This window comes from Curtobacterium sp. YC1, from assembly GCF_016267665.1.
Lineage (GTDB): Bacteria > Actinomycetota > Actinomycetes > Actinomycetales > Microbacteriaceae > Curtobacterium.
The window spans coordinates 1,426,455-1,444,919 of sequence record NZ_CP066341.1 but is presented as its reverse complement, the minus strand read 5'-3'; the positions used below and the strand labels follow the sequence as shown (position 1 = coordinate 1,444,919).

General features: G+C 72.5%; 18 protein-coding genes and 1 tRNA gene. 13 read left to right on the top strand and 6 right to left on the bottom strand.

Translation table 11 applies throughout. The annotated features are described in order from the left end of the window. Window positions 1-52 precede the first annotated feature (52 nt). Together I8920_RS06860 and I8920_RS06855 are read right to left on the bottom strand one after the other, a co-directional pair. Window positions 53-265 carry a hypothetical protein gene (locus I8920_RS06860; protein ID WP_198658379.1) on the bottom strand — a complete coding sequence of 71 codons (213 nt, stop codon included), beginning with the start codon at window positions 263-265 and terminating at the stop codon, window positions 53-55. A gap of 278 nt (window positions 266-543) precedes the next feature. Beyond that, a tRNA-Val gene (locus I8920_RS06855) sits at window positions 544-616 on the bottom strand. An 86-nt stretch (window positions 617-702) separates the two neighbouring features. Here I8920_RS06855 and I8920_RS06850 point away from each other — a divergent pair. The 5 genes from I8920_RS06850 (at window position 703) to I8920_RS06830 (ending at window position 4,450) form a co-directional block, all read left to right on the top strand. Next, the gene (locus I8920_RS06850) at window positions 703-1,347 is read left to right on the top strand and encodes a SatD family protein (RefSeq protein WP_198658378.1); all 645 of its coding nucleotides are present in this window, start codon (window positions 703-705) and stop codon (window positions 1,345-1,347) included. Then, window positions 1,347-2,207 (top strand): hypothetical protein, encoded by an 861-nt coding sequence (locus I8920_RS06845; RefSeq protein ID WP_198658377.1) that lies wholly within the window; start codon window positions 1,347-1,349, stop codon window positions 2,205-2,207. The genes I8920_RS06850 and I8920_RS06845 overlap by 1 nt, the downstream gene beginning before the upstream one ends. Window positions 2,208-2,358: 151 nt before the next feature. Beyond that, the gene (locus I8920_RS06840; RefSeq protein ID WP_198658376.1) at window positions 2,359-2,886 is read left to right on the top strand and encodes a hypothetical protein; all 528 of its coding nucleotides are present in this window, start codon (window positions 2,359-2,361) and stop codon (window positions 2,884-2,886) included. A gap of 35 nt (window positions 2,887-2,921) precedes the next feature. Further along, window positions 2,922-3,902, top strand: coding sequence for an aldo/keto reductase (locus I8920_RS06835; protein ID WP_198658375.1), 981 nt, complete (start codon window positions 2,922-2,924; stop codon window positions 3,900-3,902). Further along, window positions 3,899-4,450, top strand: coding sequence for a hypothetical protein (locus I8920_RS06830; RefSeq protein ID WP_198658374.1), 552 nt, complete (start codon window positions 3,899-3,901; stop codon window positions 4,448-4,450). The genes I8920_RS06835 and I8920_RS06830 overlap by 4 nt, the downstream gene beginning before the upstream one ends. A 17-nt stretch (window positions 4,451-4,467) precedes the next feature. On the opposite strand, the gene I8920_RS06825 is transcribed toward I8920_RS06830, so the two are convergent. Together I8920_RS06825 and I8920_RS06820 are read right to left on the bottom strand one after the other, a co-directional pair. Then, window positions 4,468-6,042, bottom strand: coding sequence for a phenylacetate--CoA ligase family protein (locus tag I8920_RS06825; protein WP_232832848.1), 1,575 nt, complete (start codon window positions 6,040-6,042; stop codon window positions 4,468-4,470). Beyond that, window positions 6,039-7,076: a hypothetical protein gene (locus I8920_RS06820; RefSeq protein ID WP_198658373.1), complete on the bottom strand. Its 1,038-nt coding sequence runs from the start codon at window positions 7,074-7,076 to the stop codon at window positions 6,039-6,041. Before I8920_RS06820 ends, I8920_RS06825 begins: the two co-directional genes overlap by 4 nt. 103 nt (window positions 7,077-7,179) lie before the next feature. On the opposite strand from I8920_RS06820, the gene I8920_RS06815 reads away from it, so the two are divergent. From I8920_RS06815 to I8920_RS06795, 5 genes are all read left to right on the top strand, one after another. Continuing rightward, window positions 7,180-7,557, top strand: a complete 378-nt coding sequence (locus I8920_RS06815) for a holo-ACP synthase (RefSeq protein ID WP_198658372.1) — start codon at window positions 7,180-7,182, stop codon at window positions 7,555-7,557. 80 nt (window positions 7,558-7,637) lie between these two features. Continuing rightward, the gene (locus tag I8920_RS06810) at window positions 7,638-7,925 is read left to right on the top strand and encodes an acyl carrier protein (RefSeq protein ID WP_198658371.1); all 288 of its coding nucleotides are present in this window, start codon (window positions 7,638-7,640) and stop codon (window positions 7,923-7,925) included. Continuing rightward, the gene (locus I8920_RS06805; RefSeq protein WP_198658370.1) at window positions 7,922-9,097 is read left to right on the top strand and encodes an acyl-CoA dehydrogenase family protein; all 1,176 of its coding nucleotides are present in this window, start codon (window positions 7,922-7,924) and stop codon (window positions 9,095-9,097) included. The genes I8920_RS06810 and I8920_RS06805 overlap by 4 nt, the downstream gene beginning before the upstream one ends. Next, window positions 9,094-10,047, top strand: coding sequence for an amino acid--[acyl-carrier-protein] ligase (locus tag I8920_RS06800; RefSeq protein WP_198658369.1), 954 nt, complete (start codon window positions 9,094-9,096; stop codon window positions 10,045-10,047). Before I8920_RS06805 ends, I8920_RS06800 begins: the two co-directional genes overlap by 4 nt. After that, window positions 10,044-11,630 carry an alpha/beta hydrolase gene (locus I8920_RS06795; RefSeq protein WP_198658368.1) on the top strand — a complete coding sequence of 529 codons (1,587 nt, stop codon included), beginning with the start codon at window positions 10,044-10,046 and terminating at the stop codon, window positions 11,628-11,630. Before I8920_RS06800 ends, I8920_RS06795 begins: the two co-directional genes overlap by 4 nt. Window positions 11,631-11,701: 71 nt before the next feature. Here the strand turns inward: I8920_RS06795 and I8920_RS06790 are convergent, their stop codons facing one another. Next, complete coding sequence (locus I8920_RS06790) at window positions 11,702-12,631, bottom strand: alpha/beta fold hydrolase (protein WP_198658367.1); 930 nt, start codon at window positions 12,629-12,631, stop codon at window positions 11,702-11,704. Window positions 12,632-12,682: 51 nt separating this feature from the next. Then, window positions 12,683-13,171, bottom strand: a complete 489-nt coding sequence (locus I8920_RS06785) for a peroxiredoxin (RefSeq protein WP_198658366.1) — start codon at window positions 13,169-13,171, stop codon at window positions 12,683-12,685. 241 nt (window positions 13,172-13,412) lie between these two features. Here I8920_RS06785 and aceE point away from each other — a divergent pair, with 241 nt between their 5' ends. The 3 genes from aceE (at window position 13,413) to I8920_RS06770 (ending at window position 18,463) form a co-directional block, all read left to right on the top strand. Continuing rightward, complete coding sequence (gene aceE / locus I8920_RS06780) at window positions 13,413-16,157, top strand: pyruvate dehydrogenase (acetyl-transferring), homodimeric type (RefSeq protein WP_198658365.1); 2,745 nt, start codon at window positions 13,413-13,415, stop codon at window positions 16,155-16,157. Window positions 16,158-16,164: 7 nt separating this feature from the next. Continuing rightward, window positions 16,165-17,406 (top strand): PucR family transcriptional regulator, encoded by a 1,242-nt coding sequence (locus tag I8920_RS06775; RefSeq protein WP_198658364.1) that lies wholly within the window; start codon window positions 16,165-16,167, stop codon window positions 17,404-17,406. Window positions 17,407-17,521: 115 nt separating this feature from the next. Then, complete coding sequence (locus I8920_RS06770; RefSeq protein ID WP_198658363.1) at window positions 17,522-18,463, top strand: ACP S-malonyltransferase; 942 nt, start codon at window positions 17,522-17,524, stop codon at window positions 18,461-18,463. The last annotated feature ends 2 nt before the right edge of the window (window positions 18,464-18,465 follow it).

Sequence of the window (18,465 nt, the reverse complement as noted above, 5' to 3'; positions counted from 1 at the left end):
GGCCCGTGTCGGGGCCGGATCACGGTTCCGCTGGTGTCGGTGGCTCCGGGTGTTACTGGAACTGACCGATGCGCAGCGAGTTGAGGATCCCGCCGAGGTCGATGAGCGGACCCTGAACGAGGGGTCCTTCGATGAGCGTCGGGGTCGTCACGCTCGTGCTGGGGGCCTCGGCTGCGTTCGCCGCGGTCGCGTTCGTCGCGAGACCGCCGAGCGTCAGTGCCACGGCGACGGTCGCGGTGCTCAGGATTCGGGTGTTCTTCTTCACGGGAAGCTCCTCGTCTGCTGACGGCGACCGGAACCGGCCACCGTCCACCTCTTCGGGGCGGGCACCACGACCGGTTTGGTGTCGTCGTACGCCGGGGCAGGATCGCCGCGCGATCAGACGACCGCAGCCGCGCACCGCTGAGGGCTCGTCGACGCGTCGGCAACGCGCCCGTCCGTCACGGACGCGGCGCCGATCCGGCACGGACCCGGCGTGAACCGGCACCGGCCCGGCGGGATCGCGCAGGCGGTGGTGCCGGGCACCCGACCGAGATCTCCAGGTGGGCCCTGCCGGGATCGAACCGACGACATCCACGGTGTAAACGTGGCGCTCTACCAGCTGAGCTAAAGGCCCTCACGACGATCCTAGAGCGTCTGGTACCCCCCTCGAAGTTCAGCCCCAGACTTACTTTCGCCGATATGAAGCTCTACGCTTAACCCATGCAGCCCGAACCCGTCATCGCGGTGATCGTCGACCTGGTCGACTCCCGCGCGCTCGCCGACCGCGAGGCGGCCCAGCACGCGGTCGAGCACGCCTTCGACCGTACCGCGGACGTCAGGGCGCTCGATCCCCTGCGCGCCACCGTCGGCGACGAGTTCCAGGTGATCTACGCCACGCTCCCCGACGCCCTCGTGGCGACCACCGCCGCGACCCTCGCCCTCCCCCCGACGGTGCAGATCCGTCTCGGCATCGGGCGCGGCCAGGTCCGGACGATCGGCACGGGCGGCACCGGTCCGCTGCAGGACGGCCCGGGGTGGTGGTCCGCGCGGGACGCCATCAACGAGACCCACCGCCGCGAGGACGCGCGGACCGCGTTCCTCCGGTCGTGGTACCACGACGCCGAGGACCGCCACGGCACGACGGAGCGGCTCGTGAACGCCTGGTTCCTCAGCCGCGACCACGTGGTGGCACGGCTGACACCCCGCGCACGTCGGATCGCGCTGGGCCTGGTCGAGGGCCGGACGCAGGCGCAGATCGCCGCTGATGAGGGCATCACCCCGTCGGCCGTGTCGCAGTCGGTGCAGAAGTCGGGCGTGGCCGCCGTGGTCGAGGGCCTGCGTGTCCTCGGGGACGGGGGCCGCTGATGCTCGCCGGGATCCTCCTCGCCCTCGTCGGGCTGGCCGACGTCGCACGTGCACGGACCGGGACGGACGCGGCACCACGACGGGCCCTGTGCACGACGGCGGTCGTCCTGCTCTGGGCCGGGGTGACAGTGGTCGCCGTGCTCGGTCTCGGCGTCGACGTCCGGTCCGCGCTGACGCTGGTCGTCCTCGCGGCGCTGTGGGTCGCGACGACGGTCCCGGTCCGGTCCGGGGGCGGGGCGAGCCGTCGCGGTCGGGCACTCCCCTGGCTCCGCCGCTCGGGCTCCTGGCCGGCCGCCCTGCTCGCGGTCGCCGTCGCGGTGCTGCTGCTCTGGGCACCTGCTCCGGACGCGTCCGGCTTCGTCGTCGACTGGCACCGCGACGCCGGTCCGGCGTTCGTCCGGGCGGTCCCGCTCGCGGCAGTGGTGGCCGGGATCGGATCGGCGCTGTTCCTCGTCGACTCGGCGAACGTGGTCGTCGCCCAGGCGCTGCCGCCGGGGCTCTCGCCCGACGAGCGGCCCGGCGCGGAGACTGCCGAGCCGACCCGACGGAAGCGCTCCTCCCGGCGGCGAACCAACACGTCGCCAGACGCAGACGCAGCCGCAGCCGCGGACGGCACGGTCACGCTCAAGGGCGGCCGCCTGATCGGCCCGATCGAACGGCTGCTGTTGGCCGGGTTCGCCCTGGCCGGTGCCTTCCCCGTCGTCGCCGCACTCATCGCCGCGAAGGGCATCGTCCGGTTCCCGGAGATCCGCCGCGAGACCACCGGCTACCAGGCCGAGTACTTCCTCATCGGCAGCCTGGTGAGCTGGGCGATGGCCTTCGCCGCCGCCGGCACGTGCTGGCTGCTGGCGCAGAGCTGACCGAGCGCCGAGCGCCGAGCTGACCGAGCGCCGAGCCACCGAGCCACCGAGCCACCGAGCCACCGAGCCACCGAGCCACTAGCCACTAGCCAGCAGCCACGGGCCACCGCACCGCCACTCCCTCCCGGCCGCCGCAGGTACGCTCGTGCCCGTGAACGGTGTCGGAGTCCTCGACGAAGCCGGGCGGCTCCGCCTGCTCGGTGCCGGCGTGACGGGCGCCGCCTTCGCCGTCGTCCTCGTCATGCTCGTCCTGTCGTCGTGGACCGAGGCGACGACCACGGTCCTCGTGTCGGTGGGCATCCCCACGGCGGCCCTGGGCGCGACGATCGCGGTCGTCCTGCAGCGGCGGGCGTGGCGCGCCGAGGGCGGGTACGAGCAGTCGATCACCGTGCGCGACTGGATCGCCGACGGCCAGGTGCCCGCACACGTGCCGGCCGCCCACTGGATCCCGCTCGTCCAGGCGCAGGCCGACCGCGAGGGCGCCGGCTGGGGCAAGGTCGTGCTCGGCGTGCTGTGGATCGCGATGACCTGGTCGATGCGCGACCAGCACGACGCGCTCATCACGGCGATGCTCATCCTGCTCTGGAGCGGGATGGTGCTGTGGGCCGCGCTCTGGGTGATCCCGAGGGCCCGGGCGGCGCGGGCCTTGCTGCGCCGGGGCGTGTCCACGACCGGCTGAACCCGGTCCGCACCCGCCTGACTACGCTCGGCAGCATGCAGAGTCGCACCCTCGGCCGCACCGGCCGCTCCGTCTCCCCCATCGGTCTCGGCACCTGGCAGTTCGGCGGTGACTGGGGTCCCGTCTCCGAAGCCGACGCGAACGCCGTCATGGACGCCTCCGTCGAGTCCGGCGTCACCCTGTTCGACACCGCCGACGTGTACGGCGACGGCCGGAGCGAGCAGCTCATCGGCGCGTGGCGTGCCGCCAACCCCGACGTGCCGCTCACGATCACGACGAAGATGGGCCGTCGCGCCGACCAGGTCCCCGAGAACTACGTCGCCGCGAACTTCCGCGAGTGGGTCGACCGCTCCCGCACGAACCTGCGGCAGGACACCCTCGACCTCGTGCAGCTGCACTGCCCGCCCACCCCGGTCTACGAGGACGACGCCGTCTACGACGCGCTCGACGCGCTCGTCGCCGACGGCTCGGTCGCCGCCTACGGCGTCAGCGTCGAGACCGCCGACCAGGCGCTCACCGCGATCGCCCGGCCCGGTGTCGCGAGCGTCCAGATCATCCTCAACGCGTTCCGCCTCAAGCCGCTCGACCGCGTGCTGCCGGCCGCCCGGGAGGCCGGGGTCGGCATCCTCGCGCGCGTCCCGTTGGCCTCGGGGCTGCTCTCCGGCAAGTACACGACCGACACGTCGTTCGCCGAGGGCGACCACCGCAACTACAACCGCCACGGCGAGGCCTTCGACCAGGGCGAGACCTTCAGCGGCGTCGACTACGACGACGGTGTGCGTGCGGCCCAGACCTTCGCCGCGTCCCTGCCCGACGCCGTCTCGGTCCCGCAGGCGGCGCTCGCGTGGATCATCGCGCAGGACGGCGTCACCGCGGCCATCCCGGGTGCCCGCAACCCGGAGCAGGCCCGCTCGAACGCGGCCGCCGCCGACCTGCCGCCCGTCGAGGGGCTCGACGCCACCGTGCACGACCTGTACGACACGTGGTTCCGCGCGAGCGTCCACGACCGCTGGTGACCCTGCGGAGCGTCGCGGTCGCCGTCGCCGCGGTCCTGCTGCTGTCGGGGTGCTCGTCGCCCGGAGCGGACACGACCCGCGACGCTCCGCCCTGGCCACGGCCGACCGACCTGTCCGCGCGCGCGGACGCGGCCGGTCTGGGCAACGTGTGGGGCGAACGGCTCGCCGAGCACGTGCACACGCACCTGACGATCCTGGACGGCGACGACCCGGTGACCGTGCCCGCCAACGTCGGGCACTCCGCCGAGCGCGAGTTCGCCGCCGAGATCCACACACACGACACCTCGGGCATCGTGCACGTGGAGTCCCCGACGGAGCAGACCTTCACGCTCGGGCAGTTCTTCGACGAGTGGGGCGTGTCGCTCGGTCCGGAGCACGTCGGCGGGCTGCGCGGCGAGCTGACGGTCTGGGTCGACGGGCACCGCCGCATCGGCAACCCGCGTTCGATCGAGCTGACCGACCTGCGGCAGGTCGTGCTCGTCGTGACAGGCGTCGGCGAGGTCCCGCGCCTGCCGGCACCCTTCGACTGGCCGCCCCAGTACGACTAGCGCCGCCGTCGCTCGGCTCAGGCCTCCTTCGCCGCGACCCACGACAGGTCGAGGTCCCACTGCTCGACCGACCCAGCCGGCAGCTGCCACACGTACTCGTTCTTGAGCTTCTTGCCGTCCTCGCGGAACGGCCCCGTCCGGTACGGGTAGAAGGCCACCGTGGGCAGGGTGCCGGGCGGCGCCGTGCGGATGGCGTTCGAGAAGTCCCGGTTCAACCGGCGCAGCTCCGTGATGACGGTGCCGCGGGCGGTGTCGGCGTCGTACCCGCCCGCACCGGCCGCCAGCTGGAACGCGATGTGCAGCTGCCGGTCACCGCGGTCGTCCTCGTAGCTGATGAGCCGGTGGTTCTCGACCGCCTCGAGCAGGTCCGGGTCGCCGTAGACCACGTCACGGACGATGTCCGGCGCGACGACGGCTCCGTTGTAGTCGACGGACAGGTCGGACCGGCCGTAGTGGAACAGCAGCGGCAGGTCGAGCTCCGCCTGGTCGGCGAGCGCCGCGTGTCCCGTCGCCCGCAGCACGGACCGCAGCTCCTTCATGCGCACCACGTGCCCGCGGTCGTGGATGTTGTACCGGATGCGTGGGCTGATGTTCTCGGACCGGGCGATGGTCACGACGAGTTCGCCGAGCTCGTTCGTCTCGATCAGGTAGCCGAACGGGTTGAACTGGAACACCATCGGCAGCACGCCGTACTCGCCCTGCTTGGTGAGCGCGGCGGACAGCTCGGGCGACGCGGCGATCGCCCGGCGGAGCTGCACGCTGAACGGCGTCTCGATGCCGAGGTTGATCTCGAGGTCGCTCGCCCCGTACGACCCGAGCACGGCCTGCGCGTACTGCTCGATGTGGGCGCGCATGTTCTCGCTGATGCCCTCGCCACCGAACGCCGCGACGATCGTGTAGCGGCTCCAGTCGAGCCGGTCGTCCTCGAACAGTGCCTTGAGGAACGGCGGGTAGCTGCAGATGACGTAGGTGAAGTCGGTGCCGAACTCGCGCATCGTCTGCACGATCTTGTCGCGGTCGGGTCCGACGGACTTGATCATCGACGACTCGGTGAGCGATGCGGTCACGTTCATCCCCGTGGCCCACGCGCCGAGCGAGAAGGCGTTGAGCACGAAGGGCTGCTTGGTCAGGTCCTTCGCGGTGCGCGAGAACCCGAGCTGCAGCAGCTGCCGGGTGGCCTGTCGTTCGTCCGGGCCGCGCACCCAGCTGGTGGGGGTGCCACTCGACCCGCTGGACTCGTCGACGACGACCCCGCGCCGCGGCAGCCGCCCGTCGACGCAGCGCTCGGGGATGCTCCAGCGCTTGACGTAGGAGTCCTTGTCCATCTCGGGCAGTCCCGAGATCGCTGCGGCGATCCCGCCGCGGGTGTCGAGCCTGGAGGCACGTCCGGACTCCGCCAGGAACGCCCGGTACGCGGGGACCCGCTTCGCGGCCTGTTCCGCGGTCCGCCAGGCGCGCCAGCGGCCGAGGGTCCAGCGGAGCGGTTCGATGCCCGGCGTGAGCAGGAGCTTGTGGGTGCCGACGCGGGGCATGAACAGGGCGACGAACGTCTCCACCACCCACACCACCGAGAACACCGCTGCGCGCTTCACCGTGCACCCCCGACGGTCATCGCGGCAGCGGGCCGGCGGTGGGCCAGGGGTGGTGGGGCGCTGTGTCCGAACCGGAAGAGCATCCACGCCATCCGCCCGTCGGACTCGTCGGCCTCGGCCCGTTCGACGAACGCGGCGTGCGACCGCGGGTTGGTGATGACGGTGCCGAAGGGGTGCATCGCGACCCCTCGGCGCGACAACTCGAGCCAGAGCCGCATGAAGACGCGGCCGGCCTCGACGTACTCGGCCGGGGTGCTGAACGGCCCCTCGAGCCAACCGAGCTGCCGGACGCCCCGCATGGTGGACAGGTACACCTTCCGGATGACCGCACCGACGCCCGGCGCCTGCCACATCCCGCGGTGCTCCATGGCGAACCGGAGCACCGGTCCGGGCATGAGCATCGTCTCGGCGGACAGCCCGTCGCCGGTGGCCGCAGCCTGTCGCTTCGAGAACCGCAGCCAGTGCAGGATCTCGGCGTGCACGGCGTCGTGCTGCAGGTCGTCGAACAGGGTCTCCTGGTTGACGCGCACGATCTCGTCGACGGTCGCTCGGTCGTCCGTCGTGCGGAAGCGGTGCCCCGCAGCCGCGGCGATCGCCTCGGCGGCCTGGATCCCGTCGGCACCGACCAGGGTGGCGTCGTAGGGCCTGCGGGACGTGCGCCGCGCGAGGAAGCCGGCCAGGGCCTCCCGGTCGTCCGCGGTGACCGTGCGCGGTCGCAACGTCACCGTGCCCAGCCGGTGCAGGTGGTCGTCGCCGGCGGCGTCGAGCCGGCCGAAGTCCATCTCGGCGTGGTCCAGCTCTTCCTGCACGGCGAAGCCGTGCGCCCGCGCGACGACCTCGAGCCCCGCCAGGAACACCCCCGCGCAGACGTGGCCGAACGGGATCCCGAACGACTCGGCCGGCAACCCCTTCCGCAGGTCGTAGAACACCGTCGCGGTGCGGTCGTCCTCGACGCGCACGACGATCGGTTGCGAGTTGTGCGGCGACGGGTAGTGCCGCGCGTCCTCGATGATGCCCGTCCACGGTGATGCCATCGTTCCCCCTCGGTGGTCCCTGGCGACGATCATACGAACCCTCCCCGGCGACCATGCCCGTCGGGGCATGCGCCGGGCGCGAGTGGTGCGTAGCCTGCTCCTCGTGACGACCATCCGCACCGGCACCGACCTGGCTGCGGTCGACGACGTCGTGGCGGGCATCACCGCCCACGGCGAGCGCTACCTGGACCGGCTGTTCACCGCGCGTGAGCGTGCCGACACGGGCGACGACCCGGAGCGCCTCGCCGCACGGTTCGCCGGCAAGGAGGCCGTGGTGAAGCTGCTCCGGCCCGCGCCCGGGCAGGCGGTCCCCCTGCGCGACGTCGCCGTCGTGCTCGACGCCGGCGGTGCCCCCGTGGTCGAGCTGTCCGGAGCGGCCGCGGCCCTGGCGGAGTCGGTCGGCTGCGGCCCGATCGCGGTGTCGCTGGCCCACGAACGGGGGCTCGCGGTGGCGACGGCGGTGGCCCTCTCGGAGCGCTGACCGCCGGCTCCCGACTCCGTGCGGTTTCCCGCACCCGCACGGCGGTTTCCCGAGGGCGGTCCTTCCTTATGGTTGCCGTCATGGAACAGGTCCCGAACTCCTCCAGCACCACCGCGACGATCGCCGACCCGGCGATCGGCCGGGCCGTCCGACGGGCGCTCGTCGACCACGGTCGGCTGTCCGTCGACGCGTGGGACGTGGCGTCGATCGCGGACCTGTACGCGCTCGGGTTGACCTCGCACGCCACGGTCAACGTGATGCTCGCGGTGGAGTCCGAGCTCGACGTCGAGTTCCCCGACTCCGTGCTGAACCGGTCCACCTTCGCCACCGTCGAGTCGATCACCGCGGCCGCGGAGCTCGCGTCGTGACCCTGACCCTGCCCGCGCCGTCGGTCGTCGACCGCTTCGCGGAGCGTGCCGGCGCGGTGGCCGAGGTCGCCGCGCAGTTCGCGGACGAGGTCGACCGTGACGCCCGTCCCCCGCGCGAGGCGATCGCCGCGATGCGCGAGTACGGGCTGCTGGCGGCCGCCGTACCCGTCGAGCACGGTGGCGAAGGAGCCACCGTCGCCGAGCTCTCCGTGATCGCGACCGAGCTCGGCCGTGCGTGCGCGGCGACGGGCATGGTGTTCGCGATGCACCAGGGGCAGGTGATGGCGCTCTGGCGGCACGGTGGCGACGGTGCCGGCGTGCTCGAGACGATCGCCGCGGTGCGGGACGGCGCGCTCGTGGCGTCGGCGACGACGGAGCGCGGGGTCGGTGGGGATGCCCGTCGTTCGACGTGCGCCATCGAGGCCACCGAGGACGGCCGGATCCGCCTGCGCAAGGACGCGCCGGTGATCTCGTACGCCACCGAGGCCGACGCGGTGTTCGTCACCGCCCGCCGCGACCCCGAGGCCCCGGCGTCCGACCAGCGGCTCCTCGTCTGCCGGCGGGACACGATGGTCCTGTCGCAGACGTCGACCTGGGACACCATGGGCCTGCGCGGCACGTGCAGCAACGGGTGGGTCCTGGACACCGAGACCACGACCGACCGGGTGTTCCGCGACGACTACGCCACGATCTCCGCCCAGACCGTCCTGCCGGTGTCGCACGTGCTGTGGGCCTCGGTCTGGCTCGGCATCGCGGTGTCCGCCACCGAACGGGCCCGGAGCGCCGTGCGCCGGCAGGCCCGGGCCACGATCGGCACGACCCCGCCGGGAGCCCTGCGCCTGGCTGAGGTGCTCGTCGACCTGCAGACCATGGCCGACTCGGTCCGCCATGCCGCCGAACGCTTCGACGCCGCCGCGGACGACCCCGCGGTGCTGGCCTCGAGCGCGTCCGCCCTCGCCGCGAACGCCCTGAAGATCGGGTCGTCCGAACGGGTGACGGACATCGTCACGAAGGCGCTGCGCATCGTCGGGATCGCGGGCTACGCCGCGTCCGGGCCGATGAGCATCGCCCGACACCTCCGGGACGCCCACGGAGCCGCCGTCATGGTGAGCAACGACCGTCTCCTCACGAACGACGCCGACCTGGCACTCATGACAGGAGTGATCCTGTGACCATAACGGACACGACCCCCACCACCGACGGCGCCGCCGACCTGGACGCCGCACGCGCCGCGCTCCGCGCCCGGCTCCTCACCGACGGTGTGCTCATCGACCTCGGCACGCCGGGGCTCTACGGCCGCACCGGCGTGTTCGAGCGCGTGACCTCCGGGGTCGACGCCGCCGCCGTCCGCAGCCAGGCCCACCTGCACGCCGACGTGCTCCGGTTCCCGCCCGTCGAGCCGCTCGCGGCGTTCGAGCGCACCGACTACATCGCGTCCTTCCCGGACCTCGCCGCGTCGATCTCCGGGTTCACCGGAGACGACCGCACCCACCGCGCCCTGCTCGCCGCCCGCGAGCGCGGTGAGCGCTGGGAGGGGTTCCTCGAGCCGGCCGACCTCATGCTCACGCCGGCCGTCTGCCACCCGGTCTACGGCCTGATCGGCGACACCGTGCCGCAGCAGGGGCGGTTCTTCGACGTCCTGGGCGACTCCTTCCGCCGCGAGCCCTCGCTCGACCCGATGCGCCTGCAGGCCTTCCACATGCACGAGTTCGTGCACGTCGGCACGCCCGCCTCGGCCGCCGCGCACCGCGACGGCAGCATCCCGGTCATGCGCGCCCTGCTCGAGTCGTTCGGGCTCGAGATCGACGTCGTCCCCGCCAACGACCCGTTCTTCGGTCGCGTCGGCGCGATGCTCGCCCGCAACCAGGTCGAGCAGGCGCTCAAGTTCGAGTTCGTGACGCCCGTCTACGGTCCCGACCACGACGCCACCGCGATCAGCTCGGCGAACCTGCACGAGGACCACTTCGGCACGTCCTTCGGCCTGCGCACCGAGGACGGACAGGTCGCCCACAGCGCCTGCATCGCGTTCGGTCTCGAGCGCATCACCATCGCCCTGTTCGCCGCCCACGGCACGGACGTCGACACCTGGCCGGCGTCCGTCCGCGCGGCCCTGGCCCTGTGACCACCCTGCACGGCTGGTCCGGCAGGCCCGCCCTGCGGGCCGCCGTCCAGCTGCCGGCGCACGCCCGCGCGGGGGTCGTCATCTGCCCGCCGCTCGGCCAGGAGGGCGTCATCGCGTACCGCACGCTCCGCCTGCTCGCCGACCGCCTGGAGGCCCGTGGCATCGCCTCGGTGCGCTACGACCCGTCCGGCCGTGGGGACGGCGCACCCGACCCCGATCCCGACGCGCAGGTCCGGTCGGCACGCCACGCCGCCGCGCTGCTGCGCAGCACGGGGGTCCGCCAGGTCGCGTTCGTCGGACTCGCGTCCGCGGCGCTGGTCGCCGCCCAGGCCGCGACCGACGCCGACGGCCTGGTCGTGTGGGACGCGCCGGCGTCGGGCAAGGGGTGGCTCCGACGACAGCGCGCCCTCGCGTCGATCACGATCGGTGCCGAGCGGGTCGTCGACGGCATCGAGAGCCTGATCGGCTTCGACGTGGACCCCGACGAGGCCGCCACGCTCGCCGCCCTCGCCTTCACCCCGCGCACCGGTCCCACCGTCGCCCTCGTCCGTCCGGGCAGCACCGCACCGAGGGGACTCGGCGCCGTGCCGACCACCGAGGTCACGGGCAGCGCCGAACTCCTCGACGGCACGAGCATCCACGCCCGCATCCCCGGCGCCGCCGTCGACACCGTCGTGGCCTGGCTCGACGCCTGGGCACCCGAGCACACCGTGGTGACGACCGCACCCGCCGTCGACGAGGTCCTCGACGTGGACGGCCGGGTGTCCGAACGCATCGTCGTGCTCGGCGAGCAGGGACTCTTCGGCATCGAGACCGTGTCGTCCGCGCAGCACCACGACGCACCCGTGGTCGTGCTGCACAGCGGCGGCGCGGAGCACCGGGTCGGGGCCACCGACTACCAGGTGGAGCTCGCACGCGCCCTCGCGCGCGACGGCGCCCGCGTGGTCAGGGTCGACCGCCGCGCCACCGGCGAGAGCACCGGCGTGCACGAGGACGAGCGGAGCTTCCTGTTCGCGCAGGAGTGGGTCGAGGACCAGTCCGCCGTCGTCGCCGCGCTCCGGACCCCGTCCGACCGGCTCGTGCTGGTCGGGATGTGCGCCGGGGCCTGGGTCGCCGGCCGCGCGATCGACGAGTCCCCGCGGCTCGTGGTCGAGATCAGCCCGAACGACTACCGCCGCGTCCCCGCCGAGCCGGGGTCGTACGCCGACACCGTCCGGGCGATCGACACCCCCTCCGCCGCCCGGCTGTGGCTGCGCGAGCGGTACAACCGGTTCGTGCCGACGGCCCTGCGCGAGCGGATCGCCCGCCGTGACCGGATGGGCGGCGTCGTCGGCCACGTCCGTCCGCTCGTCGAGCACGGCACCGACGTCGTCGTGATCGTCGCCCCCGAGGACGCCGCACTCTTCGACCGCCTCGGCGGCCAGCGGGCGGTGCGTCGCTTCGGCGGGGACGACCGTCGCGGGTCGGTGTCGGTCGTCCGGGTCGAGGACGGGGACCACGCCCTGTTCTCCCCCGCGATGCGCGAGGCCGTCGTCGCCGAGGTGCGCTCCCGCGTCGCGGCGACGTTCCCCGTGCACACCTGACCCGGGCGTCCCGTCCTGGTGCGTGTGCATCGAGCGACGTTCCACGAGCGGATCGACGACGCCGAGCACGCTCAGACGAGGCCGAGCACCCGCGCGACGGCGTCGGGGCGCTCGACGTGGGCGAAGTGCCCGCAGTCGTCGAGCAGCACCGTGCGGGTCCGCGGGATGAGCGACCGCAGCGCGTCGAGGTCCGACACCCGGGCGAACACGTCGTCACGCCCCGCGATCGCCGTCACCGGGCACGTGATGCCGCGCCACCGGTCGACGTCGTACGCCGCTGCGGCCCGGGCCGCGTCGGTGAACCGCTCCGGCCGGAGCTCGTCGACGAAGGCGTCGAGCACGCTCCGGTCGAGCCGTCGCACGTGCGTGAACACCGGCGCGGCGAGCAGTGGCAGCAGGCCGATGCGGTCGAGCCCGCGCAGCACCGGGAGCGCCGCGGCGCCGGTGACCGTCAGGCCCGCGCGCAGCAGGGTGAACGCCGGCAGGCTCCGGAGCGCGCGCAGCGGGTGCCGTGCGGCGCGGGACGTCGCGACCGTGGTGCCGGACACCAGGGCGAGGGACCGGACGCGCTCGGGTGCCACCACGGCCAGGTGCATGCCGACGAACGCGCCCATCGAGTGCCCGACGACGTCGACGGTGCCGACCCCGACCGCGTCGCACACCGCGGTCAGCACCCCGGCGACCCGGTCGATCCCGAACGGCCCGTCGGGAGCGGGTGAGGAACCCCAGCCGGGCAGGTCGACGAGCACCAGTCCTCGACCACCGACCCCGCCGGCGGCGGTCAGCAGGGGCGTCCAGGTCGACCACGAACCGGCCACGCCGTGCAGCAGCAGGAGCGGGTCCGGACCGGCGCGGTGGTGCACCACGACGGCGCCCGTCGGGGTCGACACGACCGTGCGGGTGAGGCCCCAGGTGCCGGGGGTCGCCCGGACCGGGAAGGGCGCGTAGCGGTCGTCAGCGGCGACCACGCGCGCACGCGGGTCGGTGTCGGTGGCGTGCACCGGGCCTCCCGTCCGCCGACGCGGACGCGTCGACACGAGGGGTTCGGAACGCTAGCCGACGGCGACGGGTGCCGAGCAGGCCGCGAGCCGGTCGAGCGCCGCCCGGTACTCCGCGACGTCGCGCTGCAGGCCCGGCTCGGTGATGATCGACGCCTTGATGCGGCCCTGCACGTCGATGACGAAGGTCGCGCGGGTGGCGAAGCCCTTGTGCTCGAGGAACACGCCGTACTCCTTCGACACCGCACCGTGCGGCCAGAAGTCGGCCAGGAGCTCGAAGTCGTAGCCGTTCGTCTCGGCGAAGGAACGCAGGGTGGCCTTCGAGTCGACGGAGATGCCGATCAGCTCGATGCGCTGGTCCTGGAACATCGCGATGTTGTCCTGCAGCTCGCACAGCTCGTTCGTGCAGTTCGACGAGAACGCGAGCGGGAAGAAGACGAGGGCGACGGGGCGGTGGCCGCGGTGGTCGCTGAGTCGGACGTGCTCACCGAACTGGTTCGGGAGCTCGAAGTCCGGCGCGAGTGAGCCGATCTCCAGTGCCATCGGTACGTGTGCTTCTTCCTCGGGCGTGGGGTGTGCCCGTCGGGTCGTGCGCACGCGGGTCGCGTGTGCACGATCGGCCATGCTACGCCGACGTCACGCGAATGCAAGCACCCGTCCACCTGCACGACACCATCAGCATCAGCGTCGGCGCTGGGGCCTAGAGTGGACGGGGCCCCAGCCGGTCGTGACCCGACCACCGGAGCCACCATGTCCACCACCACGAGAACGAACGAGGTCAAGGGTGACGGTGAACGACCAGGACCCGTACAGCACCGGGGCGAACGACCAGGATCCGCAGGAGACCGCCGAGTGGCGTGAGTCCCTGGACGGGCTGGTCCGGACCCACGGCCACCAGCGCGGTCGCGAGATCATGCTGAGCCTGCTCAAGCGGTCCAAGGAACTGCACCTCGGTGTGCCGATGGTCCCGACGACGGACTACGTGAACACCATCGCGCCGGAGAACGAGCCGGAGTTCCCCGGCGACGAGGAGCTGGAGCGCCGGTACCGCCGGTGGATCCGCTGGAACGCGGCCATCACGGTGCACCGCGCGCAGCGTCCCGGCATCGCGGTGGGCGGGCACATCTCGACCTACGCGTCGAGCGCCGCGATGTACGAGGTCGGCTACAACCACTTCTTCCGCGCACAGGACCACCCGTCCGGCGGCGATCAGGTCTTCTTCCAGGGTCACGCCTCCCCCGGCATGTACGCGCGCGCCTACATGGAAGGGCGCCTCTCCGAGGACCAGCTCGACGGCTTCCGCCAGGAGAAGTCGCACGCCGGTGGCGGTCTGTCGTCGTACCCGCACCCGCGCCTCATGCCGCACTTCTGGCAGTTCCCGACCGTGTCGATGGGCATCGGCCCGATCAACGCGATCTACCAGGCGCAGCAGGCCAAGTACCTGTCGAACCGCGGCATCAAGGACGCCTCCGACCAGCAGGTCTGGGCGTTCCTGGGCGACGGCGAGATGGACGAGGTCGAGTCCCGCGGGCAGCTCCAGGTCGCCGCCAACGACGGCCTCGACAACCTGAACTTCGTCATCAACTGCAACCTGCAGCGACTCGACGGCCCGGTCCGCGGCAACGGCAAGATCATCCAGGAGCTCGAGGCGTTCTTCCGCGGCGCGGGCTGGAACGTCATCAAGGTCGTCTGGGGCCGCGAGTGGGACGACCTGCTCGCCCGCGACACCGAGGGCGCGCTCCTCAACCTCATGAACCAGACGCCGGACGGCGACTACCAGACGTACAAGGCCGAGAACGGCGCGTACGTCCGCGAGAACTTCTTCGGGCGCGACCCGAAGGCGCTCGAGCTGGTGCAGGACTACACCGACGACCAGATCTGGAACCTCAAGCGCGGTGGCCACGACTACCGCAAGGTCTACGCCGCGTTCAAGGCCGCGACCGAGCACAAGGGCCAGCCGACGGTCATCCTGGCGAAGACGGTCAAGGGCTACGGCCTCGGCCCGAGCTTCGAGGGCCGCAACGCGACCCACCAGATGAAGAAGCTCACGCTCGACAACCTCAAGCAGTTCCGTGACGAGATGCGCATCCCGATCTCCGACGCGCAGCTGGACGAGAACCCCTACACGCCGCCGTACTACCACCCGGGCAACGACGACGAGGCGATCCAGTACATGCACGAGCGCCGTCGCGCACTCGGCGGGTACGTGCCGGAGCGCCGCACGAAGTACACGCAGGTCACCCTGCCGGACGACTCGAAGTACCAGGTCGTCAAGAAGGGCTCCGGCAAGCAGGAGGTCGCCACGACGATGGCGTTCGCCCGCCTGCTCAAGGACCTGCTGCGCTCCCCGGACTTCGGCGACCGCGTGGTCCCGATCATCCCGGACGAGGCCCGCACGTTCGGCATGGACGCCTACTTCCCGTCGGCGAAGATCTACAACCCGAACGGCCAGCACTACACCTCGGTCGACCGCGAGCTCCTCTTGGCCTACAAGGAGAGCCCGCAGGGCCAGATCATCCACGTCGGCATCAACGAGGCGGGCGCCCTGGCGGCGTTCACGGCGGTCGGCACCTCGTACTCGACGCAGGGCGAGCCGCTCATCCCGGTCTACGTCTTCTACTCGATGTTCGGGTTCCAGCGCACCGGCGACGCGATCTGGGCGGCGGGCGACCAGATGGCCCGCGGCTTCATGATCGGCGCCACCGCCGGCCGCACCACGCTGACCGGTGAGGGCCTGCAGCACGCCGACGGCCACTCGCCGCTGCTGGCGTCGACGAACCCGGCCGTCGTCTCGTACGACCCCGCGTACGGCTACGAGATCGGCCACATCGTCAAGGCCGGCCTCGACCGCATGTACGGCACGAACGAGGACGGCTCGCCGAAGCACGACGACCCGAACGTCATGTACTACCTGACGGTCTACAACGAGCCGCTCGTGCAGCCGGCCGAGCCCGAGGGCGTGGACGTCGACGGCATCCTCAAGGGCATGTACCTGCTCAAGCCGAGCGAGCACGACGGCCCGAAGGCCCAGCTGCTCGCCTCGGGTGTCGCGGTGCCGTGGATCCTCGAGGCGCAGCAGCTCCTCGCCGAGGACTGGGGCGTGTCCGCCGACGTCTGGAGCGTCACGAGCTGGGGCGAGCTGTACCGCGACGGTGTCGCCGCCGAGCAGCAGGCGTTCCTCAACCCGAACGAGCAGCCCCGCACGCCCTTCGTCACCGAGCGTCTCCGTGACGCCCAGGGCCCGGTCGTGGCGGTGAGCGACTTCATGCACGCCGTGCAGGAGCAGATCCGCCCGTTCGTCCCCGGTGACTACGCCACGCTCGGCGCCGACGGGTTCGGGTTCTCCGACACCCGCCCCGCCGCACGCCGCTTCTTCCACATCGACGGCCCCTCGGTCGTCGTGCGGACGCTGCAGCAGCTGGCGAAGCAGGGCACGGTCGACCACGCGCTCGTCCAGCAGGCGATCGACAAGTACCGCCTGCACGACGTGACCGCCGGCACCACCGGCAGCGCGGGCGGCGAGAGCTGATCAGCGAGTGACGACGGTCCGACCGGACTCGCCGGACAAGCCGGCGCAGAGCCAGGAGAGCGCGCGGGAGCGTGCGCTCTCCTGGCTCCGTCAGGTGTCCGGTGAGCTCTCCACGGCCACCATCAAGCGGCTCGAGGACACCCTCCCCTGGTACAGCGAGATGCCCCCGGGCCGTCGTTCCGCGGTGGGGCTGGTCGCCCAGGCCGGCATCACCTCGTTCATCAGCTGGCTCGAGGGCACCGCGTCCACGCCGTGGATCGCCGCGGCCGACGTGTTCGGTTCGGCACCGCGGGAACTCCTGCGCTCGGTGAGCCTGCAGCAGACCCTGCAGCTCATCCGCGTGGTCGTCACGGTCGTCGAGGAACGCGCCGCCGACGACGAGATGCTGCAGGAGGCGATCCTCAAGTACTCGCGGGACATCGCGTTCGCCGCCGCCGACGTCTACGCCCGCGCGGCCGAGGCCCGCGGCCTGTGGGACGCCCGGCTCGAAGCGCTCGTGGTCGACTCGATCCTGTCGGGTGAGTACGACGACGAACTGCCGTCCCGCATCGCCGCCCTCGGCTGGCACGGGCACGGCGAGGTCGCGGTGCTCGTCGGCACCGCCCCGAAGCAGCTCGAGGTCGACCAGGTCCGTCGCACCGCCCGGCACCTGGACGCCGACGTGCTCGTCGGCGTGCAGGGCGCTCGGCTCGTCGTGGTGATCGGCCGGTCCACCCCGCGGGACGACGTGCCCGAGGGCGAGGAACCCGTCTCGTTCACGACCATCGCGCAGGCCCTCGAACCGCTGTTCGGCGAGGGGCACCTGGTGCTCGGCAACGAGGTCCCGGGGGTCGTCGACGCCTCGACCAGTGCGAAGGCCGCCCTCGCCGGGTTCGCCGTCGCGCGGGCCTGGCGCGGGGTCCCGCGTCCGGCCCTGGCCGACGACCTGCTGCCCGAACGTGCCCTGGCCGGCGACCCGCTCGCCCGGTCTGCCCTGGTGCAACGGATCTACGTGCCCCTCAAGGACCAGTCCACCGAGCTCCTGCAGACCCTGTGGTGCTACCTGGACACCGGCCGGTCGCTCGAGGCCACCGCACGCGAGCTCTTCGTGCACCCGAACACCGTGCGGTACCGCCTGCGGCGCGTGGCCGACATCATCGGGTGGGACGCCACGCACGCCCGCGACGCCCTCATCGTGCAGTCGGCGCTCATCCTCGGCGCGATGTCCGAGTCGGCCACGGGACGCCGGCGCGTCGCTCCTCGGCGGTGAACCCCCAGGGAACCGGCGGTGAACCGCGGGTGATGACGATCCCGACAACGTCGGCGGCGGTTTCGTGTGGGAAGCCCACACGGACCCCGCGGTGTCGGACCGACAGGATTGTCCGGTGATCGTCGTCGTCGCGCCCGGACAGGGCTCCCAGACCCCCGGCTTCCTCGCCCCCTGGCTCGAGGACGCCGCCGTCCGTGAACGCGTCGGGCAGTGGTCCGAGTCGATCGGCGTGGACCTCGCCGAGCACGGGACGAACTCCGACGCGGACACCATCAAGGACACCGCCCTCGCGCAGCCGCTCATCGTCGCCGCCGGCCTGGTGACCGCCGACGCGCTGCTCGCCGACGGCCGTCGCGCCCTGGTCGGCGGGGTCGCCGGACACTCGGTCGGCGAGTTCACCGCCGCCGCGGTCGCCGGGGTCCTCGAGCCGACCGACGCCGTCGCCCTCGTCGCCGAGCGCGGCCGGGCCATGGCCGACGCCGCCGCGCTCGAGCCGACGTCGATGGCCGCCGTCCTCGGTGGCGACGCCGACGCGGTCGCCGCGGCGCTCGAAGCACACGGGCTCGTCCCCGCGAACCACAACGGCGGCGGCCAGACCGTCGTCGCCGGCGCAGCGGACGCGATCGCGGCCCTCGCCGCCGACCCGCCGGCCAAGGCCCGTGTGATCCCGCTCGCCGTCGCCGGCGCGTTCCACACGCGGTACATGGCCCCCGCCGTCGAGCGTGTCGCACCGGTCGCCGCCGCTGCCGCCGTGCAGGACCCGACGCTGCCGATCTGGACGAACGCCGACGGCTCCCGGGTGGACGACGGCCGCCGCTTCGTCGACCTGATGGTCCAGCAGATCGCGAGCCCCGTGCACTGGGACGCGGTCATGGAGTCCTTCTCCGCCGCCGGCGTGACCGGCATCATCGAGCTCGCACCGGCCGGTGCCCTCGTCGGCCTGGCGAAGCGCGGACTCCGCGGCACGCCGACCGTCGCGATCAAGACCCCCGACGACCTGCCCGCAGCGATCGACCTGCTGCAGCGCGCGGGCCAGGAAGCAGACGCAACCGCATGACC